2 protein-coding genes are annotated in these 22,982 nt (G+C 54.6%); one reads left to right on the top strand and one right to left on the bottom strand.

Features of this window, described 5'->3' with window-relative positions; genetic code table 11:
- Positions 1-5: 5 nt before the first annotated feature.
- Positions 6-575: a tetratricopeptide repeat protein gene (locus ACJJI4_RS15005; protein WP_444925669.1), complete on the bottom strand. Its 570-nt coding sequence runs from the start codon at positions 573-575 to the stop codon at positions 6-8.
- A 325-nt stretch (positions 576-900) separates the two neighbouring features.
- Between ACJJI4_RS15005 and ACJJI4_RS15000 the strand changes: the two genes are divergently transcribed.
- Positions 901-22,722 (top strand): hypothetical protein, encoded by a 21,822-nt coding sequence (locus ACJJI4_RS15000; RefSeq protein WP_444925668.1) that lies wholly within the window; start codon positions 901-903, stop codon positions 22,720-22,722.
- The last annotated feature ends 260 nt before the right edge of the window (positions 22,723-22,982 follow it).

Below are 22,982 nucleotides of genomic sequence, written 5' to 3'. Positions count from 1 at the left end.
GGTGGCTAGTTTGATCCGTATTTGGAAAGTAACATTTCATTCATGACTATATTGCTTGAGGCTTCAGTCGTATTGCCCTCTGTATCGGATGGGGAGGTTAGTTGAATTATCTTGTCTATATCAGAGTTTAAAGCTGGGTTTTCATTATTCTTTTCTTTTCCCTTTTCGAGTAACTGTATTCCCTCTGGATATTTTTCCTCTGTTATTAATAGAAGGCCGCTGGAGAATAGTTGAAAATAATCTGGAGCTTCCGGGCTGCTAGCTAAATATTGCCAAACCTCTCTGGCCTCTGCGATTTTTTGACTTACTAAGTAAACTTGGCTTAGCTGAAAATGAGCTACCCATAAAAGGGGTTCCATTTCTATTGCCTTTTTCATTCCCTGTATGGCACGGTCAAACAGCTTAACTTGTGCATACTCCGCAGCAAGCATTAAGTGTTTTGCAGGATGTGCTTCACCTTCGATACTGCGCTTAAATAAGTCAATTGCCCTGTCATGTTGCATTGCAGCGCTTGCTGCCATTGCGCAATGAAGTAGTTCTTCGGGGTCCAGGTTGGAATTTTCTTGTGACATCATCAATCTCCTTTGTGCTTATTCTCATTGTACATACCTACTTATACTCTATCTATAACAATTCTAACTATTAGGAATAGGTTGCAACTTTGCCAAGCGATGTTGAATGTTTGCTTGGTTGTTACTTTAAATTTTTATGGCAGTTCTTTTTCTCAGTAGTGGCTTGTGGGTCAATTCCCTTTTTTAGATAAAAAATGAAATTTTTTCTGCACGTTTTGGGTAAAACGTTGGATATATATTTAAAGCGTTGGTGTTTATTGGCATTTGTATGGGGCTAATACACTGCGCGCTATATAAGCAGAATAATGAAATTTTTTCGGGGAAATGCATGGTCGCCATTATAAGTGGAGATACGCTGGGTCTTTTCAATAGCACAAAGACCGGTATCGGTTCAGCGAGTTTTGGTCAAGGGCGTGAGTCTGTTTATGTGAACGCCTCAACCGGTAACCTGGTTTTGCGCCAACAGGATGAATTTGTAGCGGCAGCTGGCCTCGACTTGTCCATGTTGCGCACCTACAACAGCCAAGGGCAGATGGATGGTGATAACAACGACGGTTTTCGCTTCAATTTTTCCAACCAGCTGATCAACCTGATTGGCAGTCCCGGGCAGACGGGCAGCCAGGTTACCCGTATCGGTGGTGATGGCTCAGAAACAATTTACCAGTTTGATGCCCATCAACAGGCCTATGTTTCAAGTGACGGCGCCGGTGCCCACGACCAAATCATTTATGACAGTGGCAGCAATCAATGGGTCTGGCGTGAGGGCTCAAGTCGCAGTGAAGAAGTATACGGTCAGGTTAATGGCGAATGGAAAATGGTGGCCCGCGTGGATGCCGAGGGCCGGCAACTGGTTTTTGGTCATAACAGCAGCGGCTTGGTCGATAGCATCACCGATGCGGCTGGGCAGAGTTTCACCATTAGCTACAGCGGCAGTAAAGTTACCGGTGTTAGTGTTAGCACCGATGGCGCTGCTCAGCAGCGGCTGTATTACAGCTACGACAGTCAGGGGCGGCTGGACTCAGTAACCGTTGACTTAACCCCACAAGATAACAGCATTGCCGATGGCAATGTATACCGTACCGAATACACCTATGACGGCAGCAGTAATCGCGTTCACACGATTGAGCAAAGCGATGGCAACTACATGGTGTTTATGTACGTCGATGTCGACGGCCTGGGAGATTATCGGGTCAGTGAAGTGCGCAGTGGTCGCCACTCTAATTCCGGTCTTGCAGAAGAGTTGGATGGCAGCGATCGGCGTATCACCACCTATAGCTATGACCTGGAAAATAACACCACCAAAATTACTCAAGTGGTTAACCCCGAATCCGATGCCAGCAGCTGGATCGGGCCGCAAACGGAATTGGTTTTTGATGGCGCCGGACGGGTTATCGAATTAAAAGCCCCCGCAGACCAAAATGGCGTGCGCGAGAGTACCCAGTACAGTTATGACGATGAAGGTAATTTAACCTCAAAAACTGATCACAGCGGCAATACCACGGTTTACGAATATGACAGTCGCGGCAATCAAATCCTGCTGCGCGACGGGCAGGGCAATACGCTCGAGCGGGAATACGACAGTTATAACCAGCTGATTAAGGAAACGGTCTACTTGCAACCGGACCCCGATGGCGATGGCGAGGAAATGCCAGCAGACCCCCGGGTAACCCACTATGTTTACGACGACATGCAGCGCCTGCGCTATGTGGTAGGCCACGACGGCACGGTACAAGAGACCCGCTACGACGACGCAACCGCTACCGCGCGCACTATCAGCAGTATCACCTACTTGCACCACGGCTACTTTGATCAGTTCTTGGTGGATACCTACACCCAGGCAAGCGTCAGTTACGATATTGATTTTAGTCTCAGTGCCCTGAATACCTGGGCGCAGGAAACCCAGGCGGACATACTCAGTAGCGAACTAGAAAATGCCACGCGCAGAAGTGATACCCGTTTGGACTTCCGCGGTCAGGTCTATAGCGTTACTGATTACAGTACCGTGGATGTGAATGGGGACGGCGTTCTCGATGGTACTGAATCCACCAGCTATACCGTTTATGATGCCCGTGGCCAACTGCTGCACACCGTGGACCCCCGCGGCACAGGTGCAGATTCCTCCAGTTATAAAACCAGCTATGTCTATGACGGGCTCGGTCGTTTGCTCAGTAGTACCGATGCCAAGGGTTACACCAGCACCAGTATTTACAATGACGCTCAGTCGCAGATTATCAGTACCGATGCCAATGGTTTACAGGTAACCCGCACCTACGCCACCAACGGCAGTCTGATTAGTGAGGTCTATCACGATACCCGCGACGGCCTCAGTGCTCGCGGGCAGGTCCAGTATTTCTACGATCACCTCGGGCGCATTCGGGCCACTCAGGATGCCGCCGGAGCCGTCAGCCACAGCCTTTACGATGATAAAGGACAGATGGTGGCGGTGATCAGTGCCTCGGGCGCAATTACGGAATTCCACTACGATGCCGAGGGGCGGCAAATACAAACCACGCACTATAGCACCCCGGTGAGTGGCACCCAGTTGCAGAGCCTGCTGATTAAAGACGGCGATGCCCTGGTCGGTATTGAGGAGAGTGTCAGCCTGGAGGATTTGCGTCCGGCGGCCAATAGCAGCGCCGACCGCGCCACTTATCAATACTATGATGATGCCGACCGGGTGCGCTTCTTTGTCGATGCAGAGGGCTACCTGAGTGAAACCCTGTACACCGCCCAGGGCGAGGTGCTGAGCAGCACCCGATATAATCTTTATATTGAAGATCCCGCCGCAGAAACGACGGATTCGTTAGAGGCAAAATATGCCTCCAACGATGCCAGTCTCACGGTTGCCAGCCGCAGTGCCACTCACTGGGTGGAGCCGGTGCAGAGCTATGCCCAGGCAGATAGCCCAGGGTTTAACCAGCGCGACACCGCCAGTTATATAGGCAGTGTCGATCTGGATAGCAGTCCCAGCACACGCACGGCCCGTAACGATTACACGTTGTACGGCACTGTTTACCAGCGAGTGGAAAATACCCAGACAGAATCGGTCAGTGGCAGCGCAATTACCACCGCCTATACCCGTGCACCGGTACAGCCCTATACCTATGCCAGCAGTACCATTGTTGCCGAGGAATATACGGCTACTGAAAATCGCACTATTTATGTGGGAAATAACCATACAAGCCGCGCGGCTGAACCCCCGACCGGGATGGCTTTTTCCAGCACTGCGGTGCGCAATGTCGACGGCGCAGTGACTCAAAGCAAAAATGTGACGGTCTATCCTCAGAGCAGTGCAGTTGACTCTACATCGGGCAGTCCTAAGCTGAGCGAAGATGCTTTCACTAGATCTCCAACTGCGAGCTGGTGGACAACTAAGTCTAACGGATTAAAGTCCAAACACTCTGGCTGGTCTCTCACGGTAACTGTGACACCTCTCTCCGGTAGTAGCCTACCCTCAGGCTACAGCAGTACTTTTAACTATTTTTATTCTGACAGTACTTATGCTCGCTGGGATGGTAGTGTCGATCTTACCAAAGGGGGCGGCGATCTACCTGCAGGTAGCTACAAGGTTACAGTTACTGCTCAAGAAAAACGGTATCTGTATTTTGAGACTCCAGGAGGAGGGCTGGAGCCTGTTGGCCCAGAAGATGGAATACTACATAGTGCTGGTACTAACACATTTGATATCGGCACCCGCATCAAATGGGATGACCCCGATACAGGAATAGAGGCAACTACTAAATTCTATTATCGGAACGGCAGTGGCTCCTGGGTAAGCCAAAATATCTCCATGAGTGGCAACAGCAATACCGTTGCAATTGATAATCCCCCCAGTAGCAGTCTCACATATAAAGTACAGTATTTCTCGGAGAGTACACTTAAACAGGAAGGGACTAATACCTTTACTGCGATCGGTGGCACCAGTCAGGAAATATCGACCAATTTTAAGGCGAAGACGGAATCTGTATCCAATTCTTCAGCGTTAACGGGCTATTCGACCAGGACAGACATTAAGCAAATAAAAGCAGTGTCTGTGAACGATGTAACGGGTGTTGAGTATACGACCTATACCTACCCACAGGATATGTCGTCGTGGAACGGCAGGGTAAATTTGCGTATTGGTAATAAACTCCCCGATGGGGTTTATACGGTGACGTTAACAATTACTAAAACAGATAATACACCTGATGATGACCCTTATATATTTACCTACGAACAGGGCACACAACACTCTTATGACCCCACAACTATAAAATGGAGTCAGGATACTCAGCCCGAAGGCGCCGCAGTATTGTTTAAGTACCGCCCTAAAGGAAGCAGTGAAGACGTAGACTGGACAGATGAATCTCCAGTTGGTAGTGATGGATATCATAAAGCGACTCTGGGTGCGCTGGTAAATGGTTACTATGACTTTATTATTGAGTATCGCAATAACGGGCAGGTCATTAAATCTACCGATGGCACTTTCAGAGTTAATAAGAGTGGTACCTCCGATGATAATACTAGCTTTAGTACCTCGTTTGAATCTGATGCCGTTCGCTATATAAGCGTAGCGAATTCCTCAAGTATTACTGGTTATTTTAGTCGTACCCAGGCTGCCGCAGTTTCCCGTGCTGATGTTAAAGTACTGGATAAAGTCACCGGCAGTCTTGTGGCAACAAGCATGATTGATCCCGCTGGCTACCTGAAATACTTGGATGAAAACGGCAGCAGTTATAGCGGTAATCTTAATTTAGCCGATGGAGGTGAACTGGCCAATGGCCGCTATGAAGTGGAGGTGACTACCTATGATTTGAGTGGCCGCTCCTCGGGTACCAATCGCTTTGACTATGAAGTAGGTAACCAAACCGAGTATCACCCCACCGAATTCCGCTGGCCTGCCAGCTCGCGCCCCGCGGGTACCAGTGTTATTTTTGAGTATGAACATAGCCCCGGCGACTGGCGCAGTGTCTTGGTCAATGACGAAGGGAGCGATTTAAAAGTCGTACTCGGCGATGTGGATGAGGGCAGTATCACTGAGGGGAGCTACCATTTCCGAATTCGCTACGAGAAAGATGGGCAAACAGTAAAGCAAACGATTGGCGATCCGACACTCACCGTAGATAAAGGGGTCGCGAAAACCAGTAATTTTGATTTCCAGTACAGCACCGTCTCTCTACAGGAAGACACTGGAGTGGGGATTATTGGTTACCCGGTGACAATCGGTTCCAGCCCGGCCCTGCAAAAAATTGTGGCCGAAGTGCGCGATCAAAATAACCAGTTGATCTCCAGCGCAGAGACCTGGCCGCAGTTATACGGCAGTTATAATGGCGAAGTAAATTTATCGGTCGGCAGTGACTTGCCCCCGGGCCAGGCTTATCGTGTTACCTTAACTCTGTATTACGACGATGACAGCACCGTCGACAAAGAGCCCTTTACCGTCGAGATCGGTGAGCAACCAGCCGAAGACCGGGTGATACACTGGTCTGATCCCAACCTGAGTTCCCACAGTTACTCCCGTCATACCTTTAACAGTGAAGATAGTTTTAATATCAATCACTGGAGTGTCTATGACACTATTCCCGCAGGGGCGACTGTTACACAAGTTTATGATTCGCAGTTACAGCGTTCGGTGGTGGAGGCATCCGGCACTGGTACAGATAATGGATTTAAACTGGGAATAAATGAAGCCGGGGATTCCTGGAATATCACTGACGGTCGCGTGGTTCGCACTGAAATTCAATTTTCCAGTGAAGAGCATACGCGGCTCTATTATACAGTGACCAGTAGTAAGGCAAGTAACGGGGTTGCCTATGTCTCCTATTCCTCAAGCGTTAGCAGTCCCTCTATATCCATAAGCGCTACCAGCGGCTCGATCTATTATAAATTCCCTTTGGAGGCCCAGTACCGGGATGGCAACTGGCATGTCTTTGAGCGGGATATTATTGCGGATGTGGCCTCTCTGGACCCCGATGAACAAATACAGAGTATTAATAATCTTCTTGTGCGCGGTAGTGGTCGCATCGGCCGGGTGGATATTGTCAACTGGTCCGATGCGGGCCTGAGTGCACAGGATTTTTCCCGCTATCGTTATAACACGGCTGATAATTTGGATTCTGAGCACTGGAAAATTTCCAGCTCCGGTCCTGCCGGGGCAACGCTTGCGGAAGTCTATGACCCTCAACTACAGCGCGCTGTAATAGAAGTCTCGGGTAGCGGCACGGATAATGCTTTTACCCTGAGGCAGGAAGGTTTTGCCTCCTGGAATATTACTGATGGCAGTATTGCCCGAGTTCAGGTTCAGTTTTCCGCTGATGATCCGGTTAACTTGTATTACAAGCTGGCCAGTAGCAATGCATCTACGGGGACAGCTTATGTTAAATACAGCTCCAGTCCGTCAGTTACAGAGCCTTATATTCAGGTTTTGTCCAGTGGCAATATTTATTACACCTTCCCTATGGAGTCTCGCTATCGGGACGGTAACTGGCATACCTTTGAGCGGGATATTCTTGCAGATGTCGCCTCCCTTGACCCCAGTGAAAAAATACAGAGCATTAGAGAGCTGGTTGTGCGCGGCAGTGGCCGTATCGGCACTGTAGAAATTGACTCGGTTTTTTCCGCTCAGTCAGGTGGGCTCAATATTCCTCGCCATGTATTGAATAGCGGTGAAAACCTGGATGTTAATAGCTGGGAGATTTACGACAGCACTCCAGCCGGTGCAACCATTGATCGGGTTTACGATGAGTTCTTGCAGCGGGATGTCGTCGCTTTCTCCGGTACGGGGACAAGTAATGGGTTTAAGTTACATAAAAATGCCGCGCATGAAGCATGGAATATTAGTGACAGCGCTCAGGCCCGTATTGAAGTTAACTTGCAGGGGGATACTTACTTATATTTTTGGGTTGAGACTTCGGAGGGGGGCGCCTACTTAAAATATAACCCCTTTATCTCCAGTCCTTTTATTGAAGTTTCTGAATCGGGGACTATTTATTATAACCTCCCTCTAGACAGCCAATACCTGGATGGCAACTGGCATGCTTTCGAGCGTGACTTGCGCCAGGATCTCGCTACTCTGGCCCCGGATGTTGAGTTGTTAGAGATCGATCGTTTCCTGGTGCGCGGCAGTGGCCGTATCGGTGCGATTACCCTCGGTGAAGCCGATGAAGTCACCTATCTGGAGTACCGCCGGGTTGGGGGGAGTGATGTTGTACGTCACTCTTATAACAACGGCGATAACCTAGATATGAAGCAGTGGCGGGTTTCTGACTCTAGCCCGGCGGGAGCCACCGTGACGGAGGTGTACGACACCCAGTTACAGCGCAAGGTGGTGGAGACTTCCGGTGATAGTGCCAATAATGCCTTTACGCTCAGTAAAAATGCCGATAGGGATTCTTGGGATATTGCCGATGGGGTCAAGGCCAGCGTTGAGATGCAATATGCTGGTGAAGGTGAATATCGAATTTACTACCAGTTGGACAGCAGTAAGGCCGCCAGCGGTATCGCCTATGCCAAGTACGATTCAGAGGCCACAGAGCCCTATATTCTAGTGGCTTCCGGCCATATTTATTATACCTTCCCCCTTGATGATAAATACCTGGATGGCAACTGGCATACCTTCGAGCGGGATATCCTCGCCGATATTGCCTATTTGGACCCCACTGAAGAAATACAGGCTTTCCGCAAATTTATTCTGCGTGGCAGCGGCCGTATCGGCACCGTAGAAATTACGACCGATACCCCTGTCAGTGGCGAGAATCCCTGGCAGCGGGTTGCGGTGCAGCAAAACGGCGACCACTTCAGCGCTAATTTGGGGAATGACCTCAACGGCGATTACGAATATCGGGTTGTCACTTACCGGGACGGTGTTACCGACTATGCCGGTTATACCTATAACAGCGCCGACAACTTCAATCTGGATCACTGGAAAATTTATAAAGACGATTCTGATAATGCGTCTTTAGGGAAAGTCTATGACACCATTTTGCAGAGGGAAGTCATCGAGTTTTCCGGGGAGGGGATTGATGCCGGCGTTAGAATCTATAACGACAGTGACCATGATTACTTGAATATCGGTGATGGGGTGGTCGCGCGCGCGCAGATTAATCTAACCGGCCCTATTAAACTCTATTACCACATAGAGACCTCTATTGGGTGGGCTTATGTGGAGTATGGTTCAGAGATTTCCGCTCCGGGAGTTTACCTTGCCCCTGATGGTGTCACTCGCTATTACAAGTTTCCTCTAGAAGCAAAGTATCTAGACGGTAACTGGCATACTTTCGAGCGGAACATTCTTGCCGATGTAGCCCTGCTGGATTCCGATGTTCAGGTAGAAAAAATACATGGATTCCTGGTGCGCGGCAGCGGCCGTATCGGCACCATTGAGATTGGCACCCATCGCCTGGACAGCAATCGCTACGGAGACAACGATCGCCTGCTGCGCAGTTTGTCTGGGGCTTTCGCCGCCAACGACAGCGGTATTACCCCGGCCACCTGGGAAATGCCCACCTATCACCGCAGCACTGCGGAGGGCTATGCCGTTGAGGGCTACCTGAGTGCCGAGGAGGCGGCGGCGATCGCCTATATGGAGGCGGTGGTGATCGACAATGCCACCGGCACGGCCATCGGCGCCCCCGTGCAGACCTGGATCGATCCCGCCACCCTGCGCGATGGCTCCTTTGCCGGCCGCCTCAACCTGCTGATGGGCGCCACGCTGCCCGACGGCGATTACACCGTGCAGGTGACCCGCCACTACAACGATGGCACCAGTCTGGTGGATGACCCCTTCCAACATCAGGTGGGGCGGCAGCTGCAAATGGTGGAAAACCCCCGTTTAACCCTGGCCCTGGACCCGTCCTACAGCGCCAGTGGGGTGGAGCTATCCATTCGCTCACTGCCCGAGGGTGAGTGGGTTACTCTGCCGGTGGATGCAGAAAATGGCACGGTGGAGCTGGACAAGGACTTCTATGGCAGCGGTGTCTATGAATACCGCCTGTCTTATACCCTGGATGTGGATGGTGTCGCTGTGAGCAAGAGCGGCGAGGGCCGCTTTACCCTCGCCCCCGGCGACAGCTATACCCAATATCTCAGCGCCACGGCCAGCGGAGTGGACCTGGCCGATGCCCGTATCAGCCGCACTTTTTACGATGAGGCGGGACGGGTCAGCGGCACACTGGACCAGGAGGGTTATCTCACTGAGTATCGCTACAATCGCGCCGGCCAACTGGTGGCAACCACCCGCTATGCCAACCGGGTGGCCAGCTATAGCGAGAGCGCACACAGGCTGAACAGCGGTACCCTGAAGACCCTGCGCCCGGTGGTGGACGCGCAGAACGACCGCACCAGTTACTGGATTTACGACGCCCAGGGTCGCGAAGTCGCCGAGATTGATGCAGAGGGTTACCTCTCCGAGCACCAGTACGATGTCGCCGGCAACCGGGTGAAAACCATTCGTTACGCCAGCGCACTCAACGGCCTCGACAACGCACTCGATGTGGTGAACGGCGACGCTTCGCGCCTCACCCTCAAGGGCCTCAATTTTATCCAGCACCGCTTTAACGAAGAAGATCAGGGACTGGACAGCTGGAGTATCTACGCCCAGATCTCCGGCAGTGCCACGATAGAGAAGGTATACGATGTTCGTATGCAGCGGGAAGTGGTTGAGCTTTCCGGCTCGGGCACCAGAGACGGCTTCAAGCTGAAAAAGAGTGCGGGCCAGAGCTGGTGGGGAATTGAGGACACGGCTGAAGTTCGCGTTGAAATGAACCTCAGTGCCCCCAGCCGGATTTTCTTCTGGGTGGAGACTACTGAGGGCAGAGCCTATATCGAATACAGCTCTACAGAGCCCAGTCCAAGAAAATATACTTCTTCTGGTGGGACCACCTACTACAAGTTCCCCCTGGATGCCAGTTATCTGGATGGTAACTGGCACGCCTTCGAGCGGGACTTACAGGCGGACCTGGCCTCCCTGGACCCGGATGTGGAACTGCTCAATATCGGCATGTTCCTGGTACGCGGCAGCGGTCGTATCGGCACCCTGGAGGTCACTACAGAGACCACCGGGCAGTTGCTGAGCAGTGATGATGATCAGGTGACTGAGTGGCGCTACGACAGCCGCAACCAGGTGACCTACAGCACCGATGCCTACGGCAATACCAGTCACTTCACCTATACCGCCGACGGCCAGCTGCAGAGCAGCCGCAGTGGTCTCGCGATAACTTCCGGCTCGATCCTGGATAATTACCTGGACAACTACCAGGGCGATGCGACCTTTAGCGCCAATGACAGCGCCACTCGCGACGCCCACTGGGAGTACGATGTACACGGGCGGGTGACCGGTGAGTGGGATCACCTGGGGCGGCAGGTCAAAGGGTACCGCTACGATGCCGCCGGGCGGCGTTTGTCCAGCACCGATGCCAACGGTTACACCACCTATTATGCCTACACCGAAGACGGGCAACTGAAATATACCATTGCGCCGGTGTTCAAACCGGGCTCGGAGACCCTGGAGTGGCAGGTCAGCCAGCTGGCCTACAGCGTGTTCGGCGAACTGATCCGCAGCCGCCAGTACGCCAATCGCCTCAGCGACAGCCTGCTGCACAGCTTGAACCTGAATGGCAATGCGGCGCAGTTGGACAGCTTGGTCGAGGGTATCGCCAGCGATGGGGACACCGTCACCAGCAGCGAGTACAACCAGCGCGGTCTGCTGATGAGCAGCACAGACGGCGAGGGTTTTACCAGCACCTCTACCTACAACGCCTTCGGCGAGCGCACCCACCTCAGCCAGGCCATCGACCGGGCCAACAGCCGCTTTGCGCAGACGGACTTCAGTTATAGCCGCCGCGGTGAAGTGCTGACCAGTAGTACGCACCTGAGTTACGGCGCCTATACAGCGGTGACCACGAGCAGTGAGTACAACGCCTTCGGCCAAGTACAGGCGACTGCGGATGCGCGGGGCAACCAGCGCGCGTATTTCTATGATCGCCTGGGGCAGGTGGTCGAGGAGCGCGATGCGCTGGGGCAGAGCATCCAGCTGAGCTATGACGCCTACGGCCGCGTCCTGACCCGCACCGACGCGCTCAATCGCACCACTATCTATAGCTATGACGATGTGCGTCGTTCACAGAAAATGACCACCCCACAGGGGGTGCACACCGAAACCCTGTTTACCATTCACGGTGAGACCTTCGAGGTCTCCCTTTACGCCAATGGCAGCTGGCACCGCCAGGCGCGCTATGAGTACGACACCCAGGGCAACCTGGTCAGTACCGAGGATGGACTGGGTGAGATGCGTCGCAGTGAATACAACGCCGCAGGTCAGCTCACCGCCACTTTGGATGAGCGCGGTGTGCGCACCGAGATGCGTTACGACCCCCAGGGGCGGGTATTGACCCGCACCGAGGATGTGGGTGGACTCAACCTCACCACGACCCAACGCTACGGCCACCGCTTTGAAGAGACGGTGGATGCCAGTGGCAGCGTGACTCGCACGGAATTCGATCACAACGGCCGCGTGGTGCGGGTGATCGTGGATGCCAGCAGCGATAACTCGGGCCTCAACCTGCTCACTGAGTTTGACTACGACGGCCAGGGCAACCTGCTGCAGATGCGCGAGGGTTATCTCAGTGGCGGCGTGGCGGGCACCGCCAGTTACACCCGCACCCGAGTGTACAGTTACGACGAACTGGGACGGGTGCAAAGTGAAACGGTCGACCCGGATGGGCTGGCCATCGCAACTCACTACCAGTACGACCGGGATGGCAATCGCACCGCCGTGACCAATGCCCTCGGCCATACCAGCTATACGGTATACGACGCCGAAGGCCGCGCGGTATACACCCTCTCCGCCAGTGGCAACCCAGACAACCCGCAGTACACCCTGGTGCAGAGCCAGTACAACGCGGCCAGCGAATTGGTTGGCAAGGTGCAGTACGGTGCGTTCCTAGACAGCGCAGACCTGCCGGCGAACATCGCCAGTGGCGCCGCCCCCGAGGCGATTGCCGCACTGCTCGACAGTGGCGTGGCCCAGCGCAGCACCCGCTATATCTACAATGGCGACGGCCAGCTCACCTACACCATTGACTCACTGGGTCAGGTGAGCGAGACCCGTTACGATGTTGCCGGGCGCGTCAGTGCGGAGATCCGCTATGCGCACAAAATCAATCCGTCTACCGAGAGTGTCGACGACCTGGTGCGCGATACCAGCCTGGATCGGGAGACCCGCTACCAATACGACGCCGCCGGTCGCCAGACCCACCGCTTGCAGGTCTTTGAGCGGGATGGGGCCCAGTACGCTTATGTGACCGAGACCCTGTACACCGCCCGTGGCGAAGTGGCCGGAGAGATCACCTACGCCCGGGCCATTGCCCTGGCCAGTGAGACCACCGCAGACCTGGACCCCAATGCCGCCAACAATCGCCGCAGCCTCTTTATTTACGATGCCAGCGGGCGCCGCACCCACAGTGTCGACAGCCTCGGTTATGTGACCGAGACTCGCTATAGCGACAGCGATAACCGCGAGACGGTTATCCGCTATGCCAACCGAATTAGCGTACCCGCTGTCGCCGATTGGGGTAGCTTGCGCGCTGGAGACCTGTCTATTGGCAGCAGCAGCGCCACCGACCAAGTGTTCGTTACCCAGTACGACAGCGCTGGACGCAAAACCAGCATCACTGAGCAAGTTTGGAATGGCAGCGGACTCAGCAGCTTTACCGAGTACTACGGCTACGACGCTCTGGGCAACCGCACTGAGATCACCGATCAGCTCGGCTACAAGTCCTATCTCAGCTACGATGCCGCCGGTCGACTGACCCATCAGCTGGTACCGCGCAATAGCTCTCAGGGCTACCTGTCCACCTGGAACTACGACGCCCTGGGCCAGGTGCTGACCGAGACCCATTACAGCCAGGCGATCCCGCTGAATAGCGAACCCAGTAGTATCGATACCGGTGCCCTGGCACACGCCCAGGATCGCTCGACCCGCTACACCTATTCGGCCCGTGGTGAAGTGGTCCTCACCATTGACAGCGCCGGAGTGATTACTGAACAGCGCTACACCGCCTTCGGTGAAACCTGGCTCACGATCGAGGCCAAGGGGCTGCCCGAGCAGCGGGTGACCTACCGTGGCTTCGACGCCCTGGGGCGGTTGGTAGAGGAGACTGCGGGTCTGCCAGACGCCGAGAGTGACACCATTGCCAATCGCGCCGCCCTCGGTGAAGCTGACCTCGGTCGGCACGAGCGCATCGCCACGACCTACTTCAGCTACAACCACTTCGATGAGCTGGCGACCCTGGTCAGCCCGAGAGGTGAGATCTATGTCAGCGCCCAGGAGCACGACCAACTGGGGCGCAAAGTGGCTGAGGTGGATGCCCGCGGTGGCAGCACCCACTCGGTGCTCGATGCCTTTGGCAATATCGTCGCCACCACCGACCCCAACGGCAATACCGGCATCTTTATCTACGATGCCAACAATCGTCTCACCCACCAGGTATTGCCCAATGGCGCTGTAACGACCTATGAATACGACGCCTTTGGCCAGGCCGCGGCGGTGCGCAGCTACGCCGAGAAGCTTGCTGACGATGTGGATATTGCCGCACTGGATGCCGCCGCACTCGACGCACTGCTCAGTGGCAAACAGGATGTGGTGCGCGACCGCTACACCACCAACAGTTATGACAACCGGGGTCAGCTACTCTCGACGACGCAATACGGTTACGACTTGATTGCGTCCCAGGCAATCGCCAGTGAGACCCGCTATGAATACGACGCCGCCGGCAACCGCACTGCGGCCATCGACGCCCTCGGCGCCCGCACCGACTACCAGTTTGATGCCCAGGGGCGCATTACCCAGGAAACTGGACCGCAGTTTGCCGCAGCGCTGAGCGCCCACAGCACCGCGACAAGAGAAGTGCGCGCCATTACCGAATATGTCTACAACGCCTTTGACCGGGTGGAGATGACTCAGGGGCGCTACTGGGATGTGAGTGCCGCCAGTGAGAAAACCGATTCCCAGGGCCTGCGCACCACCGAGATGGCTTACGACCACCGCGGCCGGATGATCACCTCTATCGGACCGGAGTTTGCCGCCGCCAGCAACAGTGCATTGAACACGCCGGACTTTGATGGCGCGATCGGCCAGGTCACCCTGCGCCAGGTTACCGAAGTGCGCTACGACGCCCTGGGCCGCCAGGTCTACGAAGGCCAGCGCGGCCTGAGTGGAGCCGCACTCAACAGCGACGGCAGTGTCTCCGGCACCCAGCACGGCCAGATCCAAGCTGTCGCCTCGGTTTACAATCGCCTGGATCAGCAGGTACTGGTTTTGGATGCCGATGGCGGCCTCACGTTTAACGTGTATACCGCCGCCGGGAACCTCACCACGGAAGTCCGCTACGACCAGCGCCTGCACATCGACGGCAGCACCTGGGACGGCAGCGCAGCCGCACTGGATCTCGACAGTGCCTCCGGGCACTGGCGCCACGATGCCCTGGCGCTACAGGATCGCGAACTTACCACCGGGCGCAGCACGCACTTCTACTACAACGCCAACAACCTGTTGGTGAGAACGGAAAGCGACGAGGGCATCTTCTTTGACCTCAACAACCTGGTCGACCCGGATTCCACCAGCGGCGACCAGGGCGAGCTGCAAGAGGGCTTCAGCCACGGCAGCACCCAGGGGTATCAGGTAAGTTACGATGCCAATGGCAACAGCATTATCCAGATCGACGGCAAAGACCAACCCAGCTTTGCCCTCTTTGATGCCGCCGGCAACCAAGTGCTGATGGTAGACCGCCTCGGCTATGTCACTGAATCTGTTTACGATGGTCTCGGCCAAGTAATCGCGCAAACCCGCTATGCCATGGCCCTCAACTTTGATGGCCTCGGGGCCCCCGCCGACAATGAGGCGCGCCACGCCTGGCTGGAGTCTCTTTACAATGACAATCGCGATGGTTTGATTGCCAACCTCACTTCTGAGGAATATGACGAAGAGCTGCGCACCACCGAGTATGTCTACAGCGGCCGCGGCTTGCTATTGGAGGAGCGCCTCAAAGGCGAATCCTTCTCCCGTATCAGCAACTCGGGCACCGCCCTGAGTCGCAGCCAGGTAAGCAGCGATTTGGTGACCCGCTACGGCTATAGCGAAACCGGCCTGCAAGACACCGCGGTGCGCTACGACGGGGATGAAAATGCCAGCGACAGCCGCACGGAGAGCGTGTCTTACAACGCCCTCGGCCAGCAGGCACAAACCCAGGGCGCGGAGTACACCGACTACAGCGGCGACCGCGTGCGCGCCACGGTGAGTTATCACTACGACCTGTATGGCAACCGCACCGCAGAGACAGTGCACAACGACAGCGACCAGGTGACCAGCCACCGCTACAACGCCCTGGGCGTGCGCACCGAGACTCGCGATGCGCGGGAGAATCGCGGCGATGCCAACTACCAAGGCACCACGGAATTTGTCTTCGATGCCTTCGGCAATGCGGTCTACCAGACCAGCTACCAAACCGATATCGACAACCAGCAGACCCAGGTGGTGACCTGGCTGCAATACGACGCCCAGGGCCGCGAGACCGCCCGCGTCAGCAGTGCCGATCAGACCGATAGTGGTGACCGGGTGCAGCACGATATCGCCTACAACACCCACGGGCAGATTGTTGGCAAGGGCATCAACACCGCCAGCCGCACGGGCCTCGCAGAGCACCAGTACCAGGAGTACTTTGTCTACGACGAGCTGGGTCGCCTGTTTAAAACCAACAGCGGCAATGGCACCCCGCGCATCTACTTGTATGACCAAAACGGCAACACCACGCTGGAAATCTCCGCCATCAATAACGATGGCCTGGAAGATGTCACCACCGTGCAGCAGGCGCTGAACGAGACCACCCAGAGTGAGACCCAGTGGAAATACAGCCTTTACGACCAGGAAGATCAACTGATCACCGTGGTGGAAGCCCCACTGGCGACACCGGATGACAATCCAGATTTGGATGTGGGGTGGAATGTCGACAACGACGACAGCGAAACCCAAAACGAGGTTAGCTATGGCGAGAGCAGTGGCAGTGTACCGACCGTAGGTGCCCGCAATCGGGAGACCACCCACTCCAGTAGTAGCTCCGTGTGGGTGGACCTGGGCAGCGGGGACATGCCGGCAAGCACTAGTGTGGCTGCCAGTCATGTACTCACTTTACCTGCGGCGCGCAGTAAAACAACCGAGCGCAGCAGTATTTACTTTGTCGACGATGAGGGGCGCGGTTATACCAGCAACCCCGGCGATGCCGAGGCGGTGGACAGTGCCAACTCCTGGTTGGACAACAGTGATGAGCTTCTTTACCTGGATGAAAATGATGACAGGCTTCGTTTTGAGGAGCTGGGCCTTACTGCCGAGCAGCGGCAGGGACTTGATGAGTTACTCGGTAACGATGAGTGGCTTTTAGAGGGCAGTAGTACACAGTCCCGCCGCGGTTATATCGAGCGGGATACTCTGGAGTACGTTACCAGCCGCCAGGTGACCCTGGATAGCGGCCGTACGATCACCGTGGAAACGGACCATATAGCGGTTATTGAACAGTTACATGTTTTTGTACCCTTGTCCCACGACGGCGTTGAGTACGGCTGGCGCGAAGTAGTAGTGACCACCCAGAGTTATAACTACGACGTCACCAGTAATTTCCTTCAGGCCGGCGATGATGAGGCCGCTGATATCCTGGATGACGCCCAGAATAACCCCCTGGCGCTGATGCCCAGCCTGGATTGGGCCCTGGCAGATAACATCCTCAGTCTCACCAGTGCGGATGTGGCCGATGTTTTTGGCAGCACCGCCAAGGTGCAGGTGCTGGCAAAGAATGCCGAGGGCGCAGTGGTAATGGACAACACCCAGTACGACTGGAGCGACGGCATGGAAATTGCCCTCGCGCCCGGGGTGCACTCGCTGTCGCTGACCTTCCTGTCCCCAGATGGCCTGGTGCTGCATGCCGTTGACCTCTACAACAGCAGCGCGACCACCCAGGACGGCAGTGTCGGCCTGCCGGGCGAAGGGGTAGGCCTGGAGCACCTGCCGGAGGTGAATACCTTCTGGCTTTCAGCGGGTTATAAAGCGTCCAAGCAGGGCAGCGGTCAGAGTATCGATTTGAGTTATTCCGATTCGTTAGCTACCAATGAGACAACCTATGGACTGCCTCCGGGCAGCGTCGCTGCCAGCTACCCAGGGCAAGTGGAAGCCTACGGGGATGTATCGGTTACCTATGACTCGGTGCAAAGTGTTGTTCTGAGTGCTGAGCCGACTGGCAACGGTGATCAGATGTACGAAATGCAGGCCAGGATCACTTTTACGGTCTCGGGGTTGCGGGATGCGACAGGCGCTGAGCTGAATCTATCCATAGGTGGCAATTCGGCAACGGTTATCGTCACCGGCAATGGCACTTTTACGATCACTGCTGGTTTCTATCACGTAGTTTCAGAGAGCCGGCCAAATCCTGCCATCTCCGTGTCTATGAAGACTAACGGCCAGAGCTGGGGGCATTACGCCGGCGGCGGTGGTGCGACTTATACCTCGCCTGAGCGCGTCAAGGTCTACGCTTTACCGCCGGGCACTGAGTCCATCACGTTTGCGGCCGATGGTGAGACGAAGAAGGTCGATGTGCCTACCGGGCAGGATTGGGTTTATGTCGACACTTCAGATATGGACAACAGTGCCACCGCTCTCGATTTCGAGCTCTGGGCCTACAGCGGCAACAACCAGACCGGGGCCTTGCTCAATCATGCCAAAGGCCAATTTAATAACGACAGTGGCGGCTCGGTGAGCAATATCACCAACGAGGTGCTGAAAACTGTTGACACGAATACTTATACCCGCAGTGCCAGTTCCGATGGTGACGCGAATAGCTCGGTGTTCTACTCCCAGGTGGGCATGTATAACCGCCAGGCAGTCCGCAATATTGCCTTGCAACTGACTGGTGCCGCCAATGACGAGACACTGATTGCCCACCACGCCAGTTATAACGCCTTTGGCGAAACCGTGGCCTCTATCGACAACAATGGCAATGCCACCCTGTACCAGTACGACAAGCGCGGCAATGTGGTGCAGGAGTTGAAACCAGAGGCGGATGTCTACACGGAGCAGATGACCCATTTCCGCGCCCACACCGCCACTGTGTACGGCGTTAACGCTTACGGCGAGACGGTGATGGAAAAAGTGGCCGCGCAAGCCGCCGCAGGCGCCAGCAGCGCCACTCGCACCGCTGTCGACAACTACAACATCAAGCACGAGCAGGTGAGCTTGCAGGACTATGCTGCGGGCTTGTTGGTTGCCAGCCAGGACGCGGTGGGAGACTACGATACCCAGGCCTTCGACCAGGCCGGCAATCTCAAGGGGACCAGCCAACTGGCCTACCGGGCCGGCGAGCGCGGCAGCGGTACCGGTGCGCTCTACTATCAGGTGGCCTACCACTACGACGCCAATAACCAGCTGGTGCGGATGAACCGCTTCCAGGACAGCAGCCGGGCGATCGACTACAACTACGGCGCCTCCGCCTACTACGATGAGTGGGACTACGACGAGTTCGGCAACCGGATCCGTCACCGCAATGCGCTCTACGGCGATACCCGCTATGTGCTCAGTTCCAGCTTTGACAATACGGGCGATGCCAGTGCCAGCGGCACAGTTGGACAGGAAACCTATCGCTACGATGGCCTCGGCCGGGTGTTGGAGTACAAAAGCTATAACGGCCAGATCACCGATTACGCCTACGCCTGGAGTGACTATGTCACGCGCAGTGTGCTCGCCGCTACCAGCGATCACGAGCAGGGGCTGGCTGAGCATGTCCTGCTGGGAGGCTATATCACCTCGGTGGCCAAATCGGCTATGGGGGGCAGTGTTGAGGTCGACCTGACACAGGCATCCCGCGAAGACGTGATTACCGATGTCAGCGACTACTTTGGTAAAGCGGTCTGGCACGACGACTTAGGTGGCCACCGCATTGAATACTCCTATAACTATGCCGGCTGGTTGTCGCGCCAGAGTGGCAATACCGGTATGAGCGGCGATGCCCTGTGGGAGGACCGCAACAACCAGGATATTCGCTACACCTATTACCATAACGGCAATCTGTTCCGCACCTTCGATTATGGCAACAACGGTCTGGCCGATGGGGACCAGGCCGCAGTCGGGGATACGGTGGCGCCGGCGGTGACCGAATACCGCTATGACAAGGCGGGCAACCGCACCGGTGAGCTCTATTACCGCTCTAACGACTTGTATAACAACAACGGGCGCGTGGTATATCAGCACAGCAATGCTGAATACGATGAGCAGGGCCGTATTGTCAGCATTGAAGGCTACGACGAATACGGTAATGCCTACCAGATCGACTACACCTTCGATGCCTTCAGTAACCGCCGCAGTGTCAGCAGTGTTTACAACGGCCGCTATGTGGATAACTTAGACGGCACTATCGAAGGGGAAACCCAATCGTTCTACTACACCTACGACAAGAACAACCGCTTTACCCTGACCCTGGGCGAATTCCAGGACGGCCAGATAGTGATGGGAGAGAGTGGAACCGCGATCAGTTACAACGGCCTGGATCAGCGTTATCAAGCTGTGCGCGCCAGTGATGGCAGCATTCGCGAGCAGTACGCCTACGATGCCAATGGCCGTGTCACCACCGTACATATCGACCAGGGCAGCGGCTTTGTCTTGCGCGCCCAACGAGTCAATAACCATGCAGGGCAGGTGACCGCCTCTTACGAGTACGACTCGGATGGCACCCTGTTTAGTGTGACCGAGAATCATCACAATGCCGATGGCACCCTGCTGGGTTACCAGACAACCCGCTATGACGACAGCGGTCGGGCGACCGATGAGGTTACGCGGATGCGCAACACCTTCCTCGGTGATGGCGCAACAGTGGATACCTCGATTACCAGGGCATATCCCGAAGGCGGTGCGGCGCCCACGGTCACCACCTTGCACAACAGTTACGAGAAGTGGGATACCTACAAAACTAAGTCGGTAGTGATCAACGCCGATAACGCTGATCTCACCCCGGAGCAGCGCGCCCAGTGGGAGAGCGGTGAGGCCTACTATACCTATGACAGCAACGGCCATATACGCCGGGTCTACGATGTGGCCAATGAAAGTGCCAGGGCTTACGTAACCGATAAAGAGGGCCGCACTCTGGTGCGCGAAGAGATTCGCGATAGCGGGGAAACTACACTCGGTCGCGAGATGCGTCACTTCTATTACTTCAATGGCCACGCCGTGGGGGATGTGGGTAATGACCGGGTACCGAGCCGCTATGACTATGTGAAAGCGCTGGCGGAAACTGACGGTAGCGGCAACCGCCACCTAAACGACAACGGCGATCATGTACAGGCGGTGCAATCGGCAGACTTTGACCAGAACTTCCAGCCGATCAACCCCAGCTACCCGGCTGCCAGCTATACCAGTTACGAGGCCCAGGGCGGTGAAAGCCTGCAAACCATTGCGGCCACGATCTGGGGAGACTCCAGCCTGTGGTACCTGCTTGCCGATGCCAACGGTCTGCGCGGAGATGAGGTTCTGACCCGAGGGCAGCGCCTGGAACTGCCCAATGTAGTCACCAATATCCATAACAATGCCGACACCTTCCGTCCTGTAGACGGCAGCCTACAGCTGGGCGATATCAGTCCAACCCTGCCCGATGTACCGCCACCACCACCGGTTGATTCCGATGGCTGTGGCTTGGCCCAGGTGATTGTGCTGGCGGTTGCTGTGGTGGCCTCGATGTATTTGGGGCCTTGGGTGTATGGTGCGGTATCGGGCGCACTTGCCGGTGCAGGTGCTGTCGCTGCCGGTGCGGCGGGTGCCTTTGCCGCTGGAGCCGCCGTTGCCACTACCAACCAATTGGCCAACATGGCTGTTGGTTTACAGAGTGGCTTCGATTGGAGTGGGGTTGCTCAGGCCGGCGTCACAGAAATGGCTACATATGGAGCGATGAAAGGGCTGGAAACATTAGCAAAAAACAGCCAAACAATTGGAAAAACGGCAGCATATCTAAACAATAACCCTGCAGGAGAAACATTAACAATCAACACCATTGAGCAAGGCATAAACATCACTTTTGGAAACCAAAATACATTTGACTGGGGATTACTGGCCAAGAACTACCTAACTGCCGGGCTTACACAGCGATATACATATCAAGAGACATATGAGCAGCGTACATACTCACTTCCAAAATCGAGTAGTGACGGCAATACCGGTAAGCGCTTATTTAATCTCAAGCAAATTTTTAATAAGACATATGATGCAACCATCAACGAAGCAATCGAGAGCCTGATCTGGGAGAGGGATTTTGAGTTTGCCAATGTTGCCACTAAGGCCCTAATGACGCATGTTCAGACGGCATTCACCACTCAAGGTGAACCTAGTAGAGAGGTAGAAAACCTGCAGCTAATGGAAGAACATATGATAGCTGTGGAATTGGCTGCAGGCTCCTATGAGGATAATGATAAACCATTTACTGGTGCGCGAGGAGCAGAGGTATGGGGCGAAAAAGAACAAAAAGAATTCCTTGCTAAGTTTAGTGAAGAAGAGCTGGATGGGATTGTTGCAGGAACGGGTGGACCCAATACCCTTGGTCCCACTTTAACCAGTGAAAAAACGCCTCAACTGGCAGTCGATGTCTATTACCACAAAGAACGAAATCAATACTATGTCAACTATCAAGGGTCAAATGACTTTGTAGACTGGCTTATTGATAATCCATTGCAAGGCTTCGGGTTTAAGAGCCCGCAGTACGAAACGGCAATGAATTTAGTAGGCCTGCTGGATAAGGGCATTGATGGCGAAATTATTTATATAGGACATTCACTGGGGGGCGGCCTAATAACATCGGGGTTAATAGCTAATCAAAGTAAAAATAAAGGAATTATGTTTAACGCTGCTGGGGTACACCCAAATACAGTTGATCGACGCACTCCTCGCGAAGGGCAGATCACCCACTTCACAAGCTCTTGGGATGTTTTACAACCAGTTAATAAATTCCTTATACCAGTGGATGTATTTGGGGATCAAATTTCAATCGGCAAAGCTGGTATTCACTCCGCAAAAGATATGATGATAAAGATGAAAACTTTGTGGGGCGAACAGTGGAAAAAATATGAATTAATGTTGCAAAACTATAATCGACAGTAGGTAGATAAGAGGTGAGTGTAACAGTGACGACATAGTTGAAAGTAAAAACCCTAAAAATAACAGATAGAAAGTCAGTAAAGTAAATGGCCGATCCAAATTTGGTAGGCGAGATCGGATAGGGGGCTCGCTTACCAAATGGGCAGTACTAATGACTATAAAGAAGGAGGTTGAATCGTTTTGTTAGTTGACGACGGGTTGCTATAGAGTGCGTGCTGAGCAAGATAAATATATGGCTGGTGTGTAAGAAGCGTAGTTTGGTG

It is taken from the genome of Microbulbifer maximicatervae (SeqCode), assembly GCF_052467305.1.
Note: the sequence above shows the minus strand (reverse complement) of the source record. Positions and strands in the feature narration are given on the sequence as shown.

Coding starts and splice junctions, on each gene's coding strand:
- ACJJI4_RS15005 (WP_444925669.1), bottom strand. CDS start 575: ATGATGTCACAAGAAAATTCCAACCTGGACCCCGAAGAACTACTTCAT.
- ACJJI4_RS15000 (WP_444925668.1), top strand. CDS start 901: ATGGTCGCCATTATAAGTGGAGATACGCTGGGTCTTTTCAATAGCACA.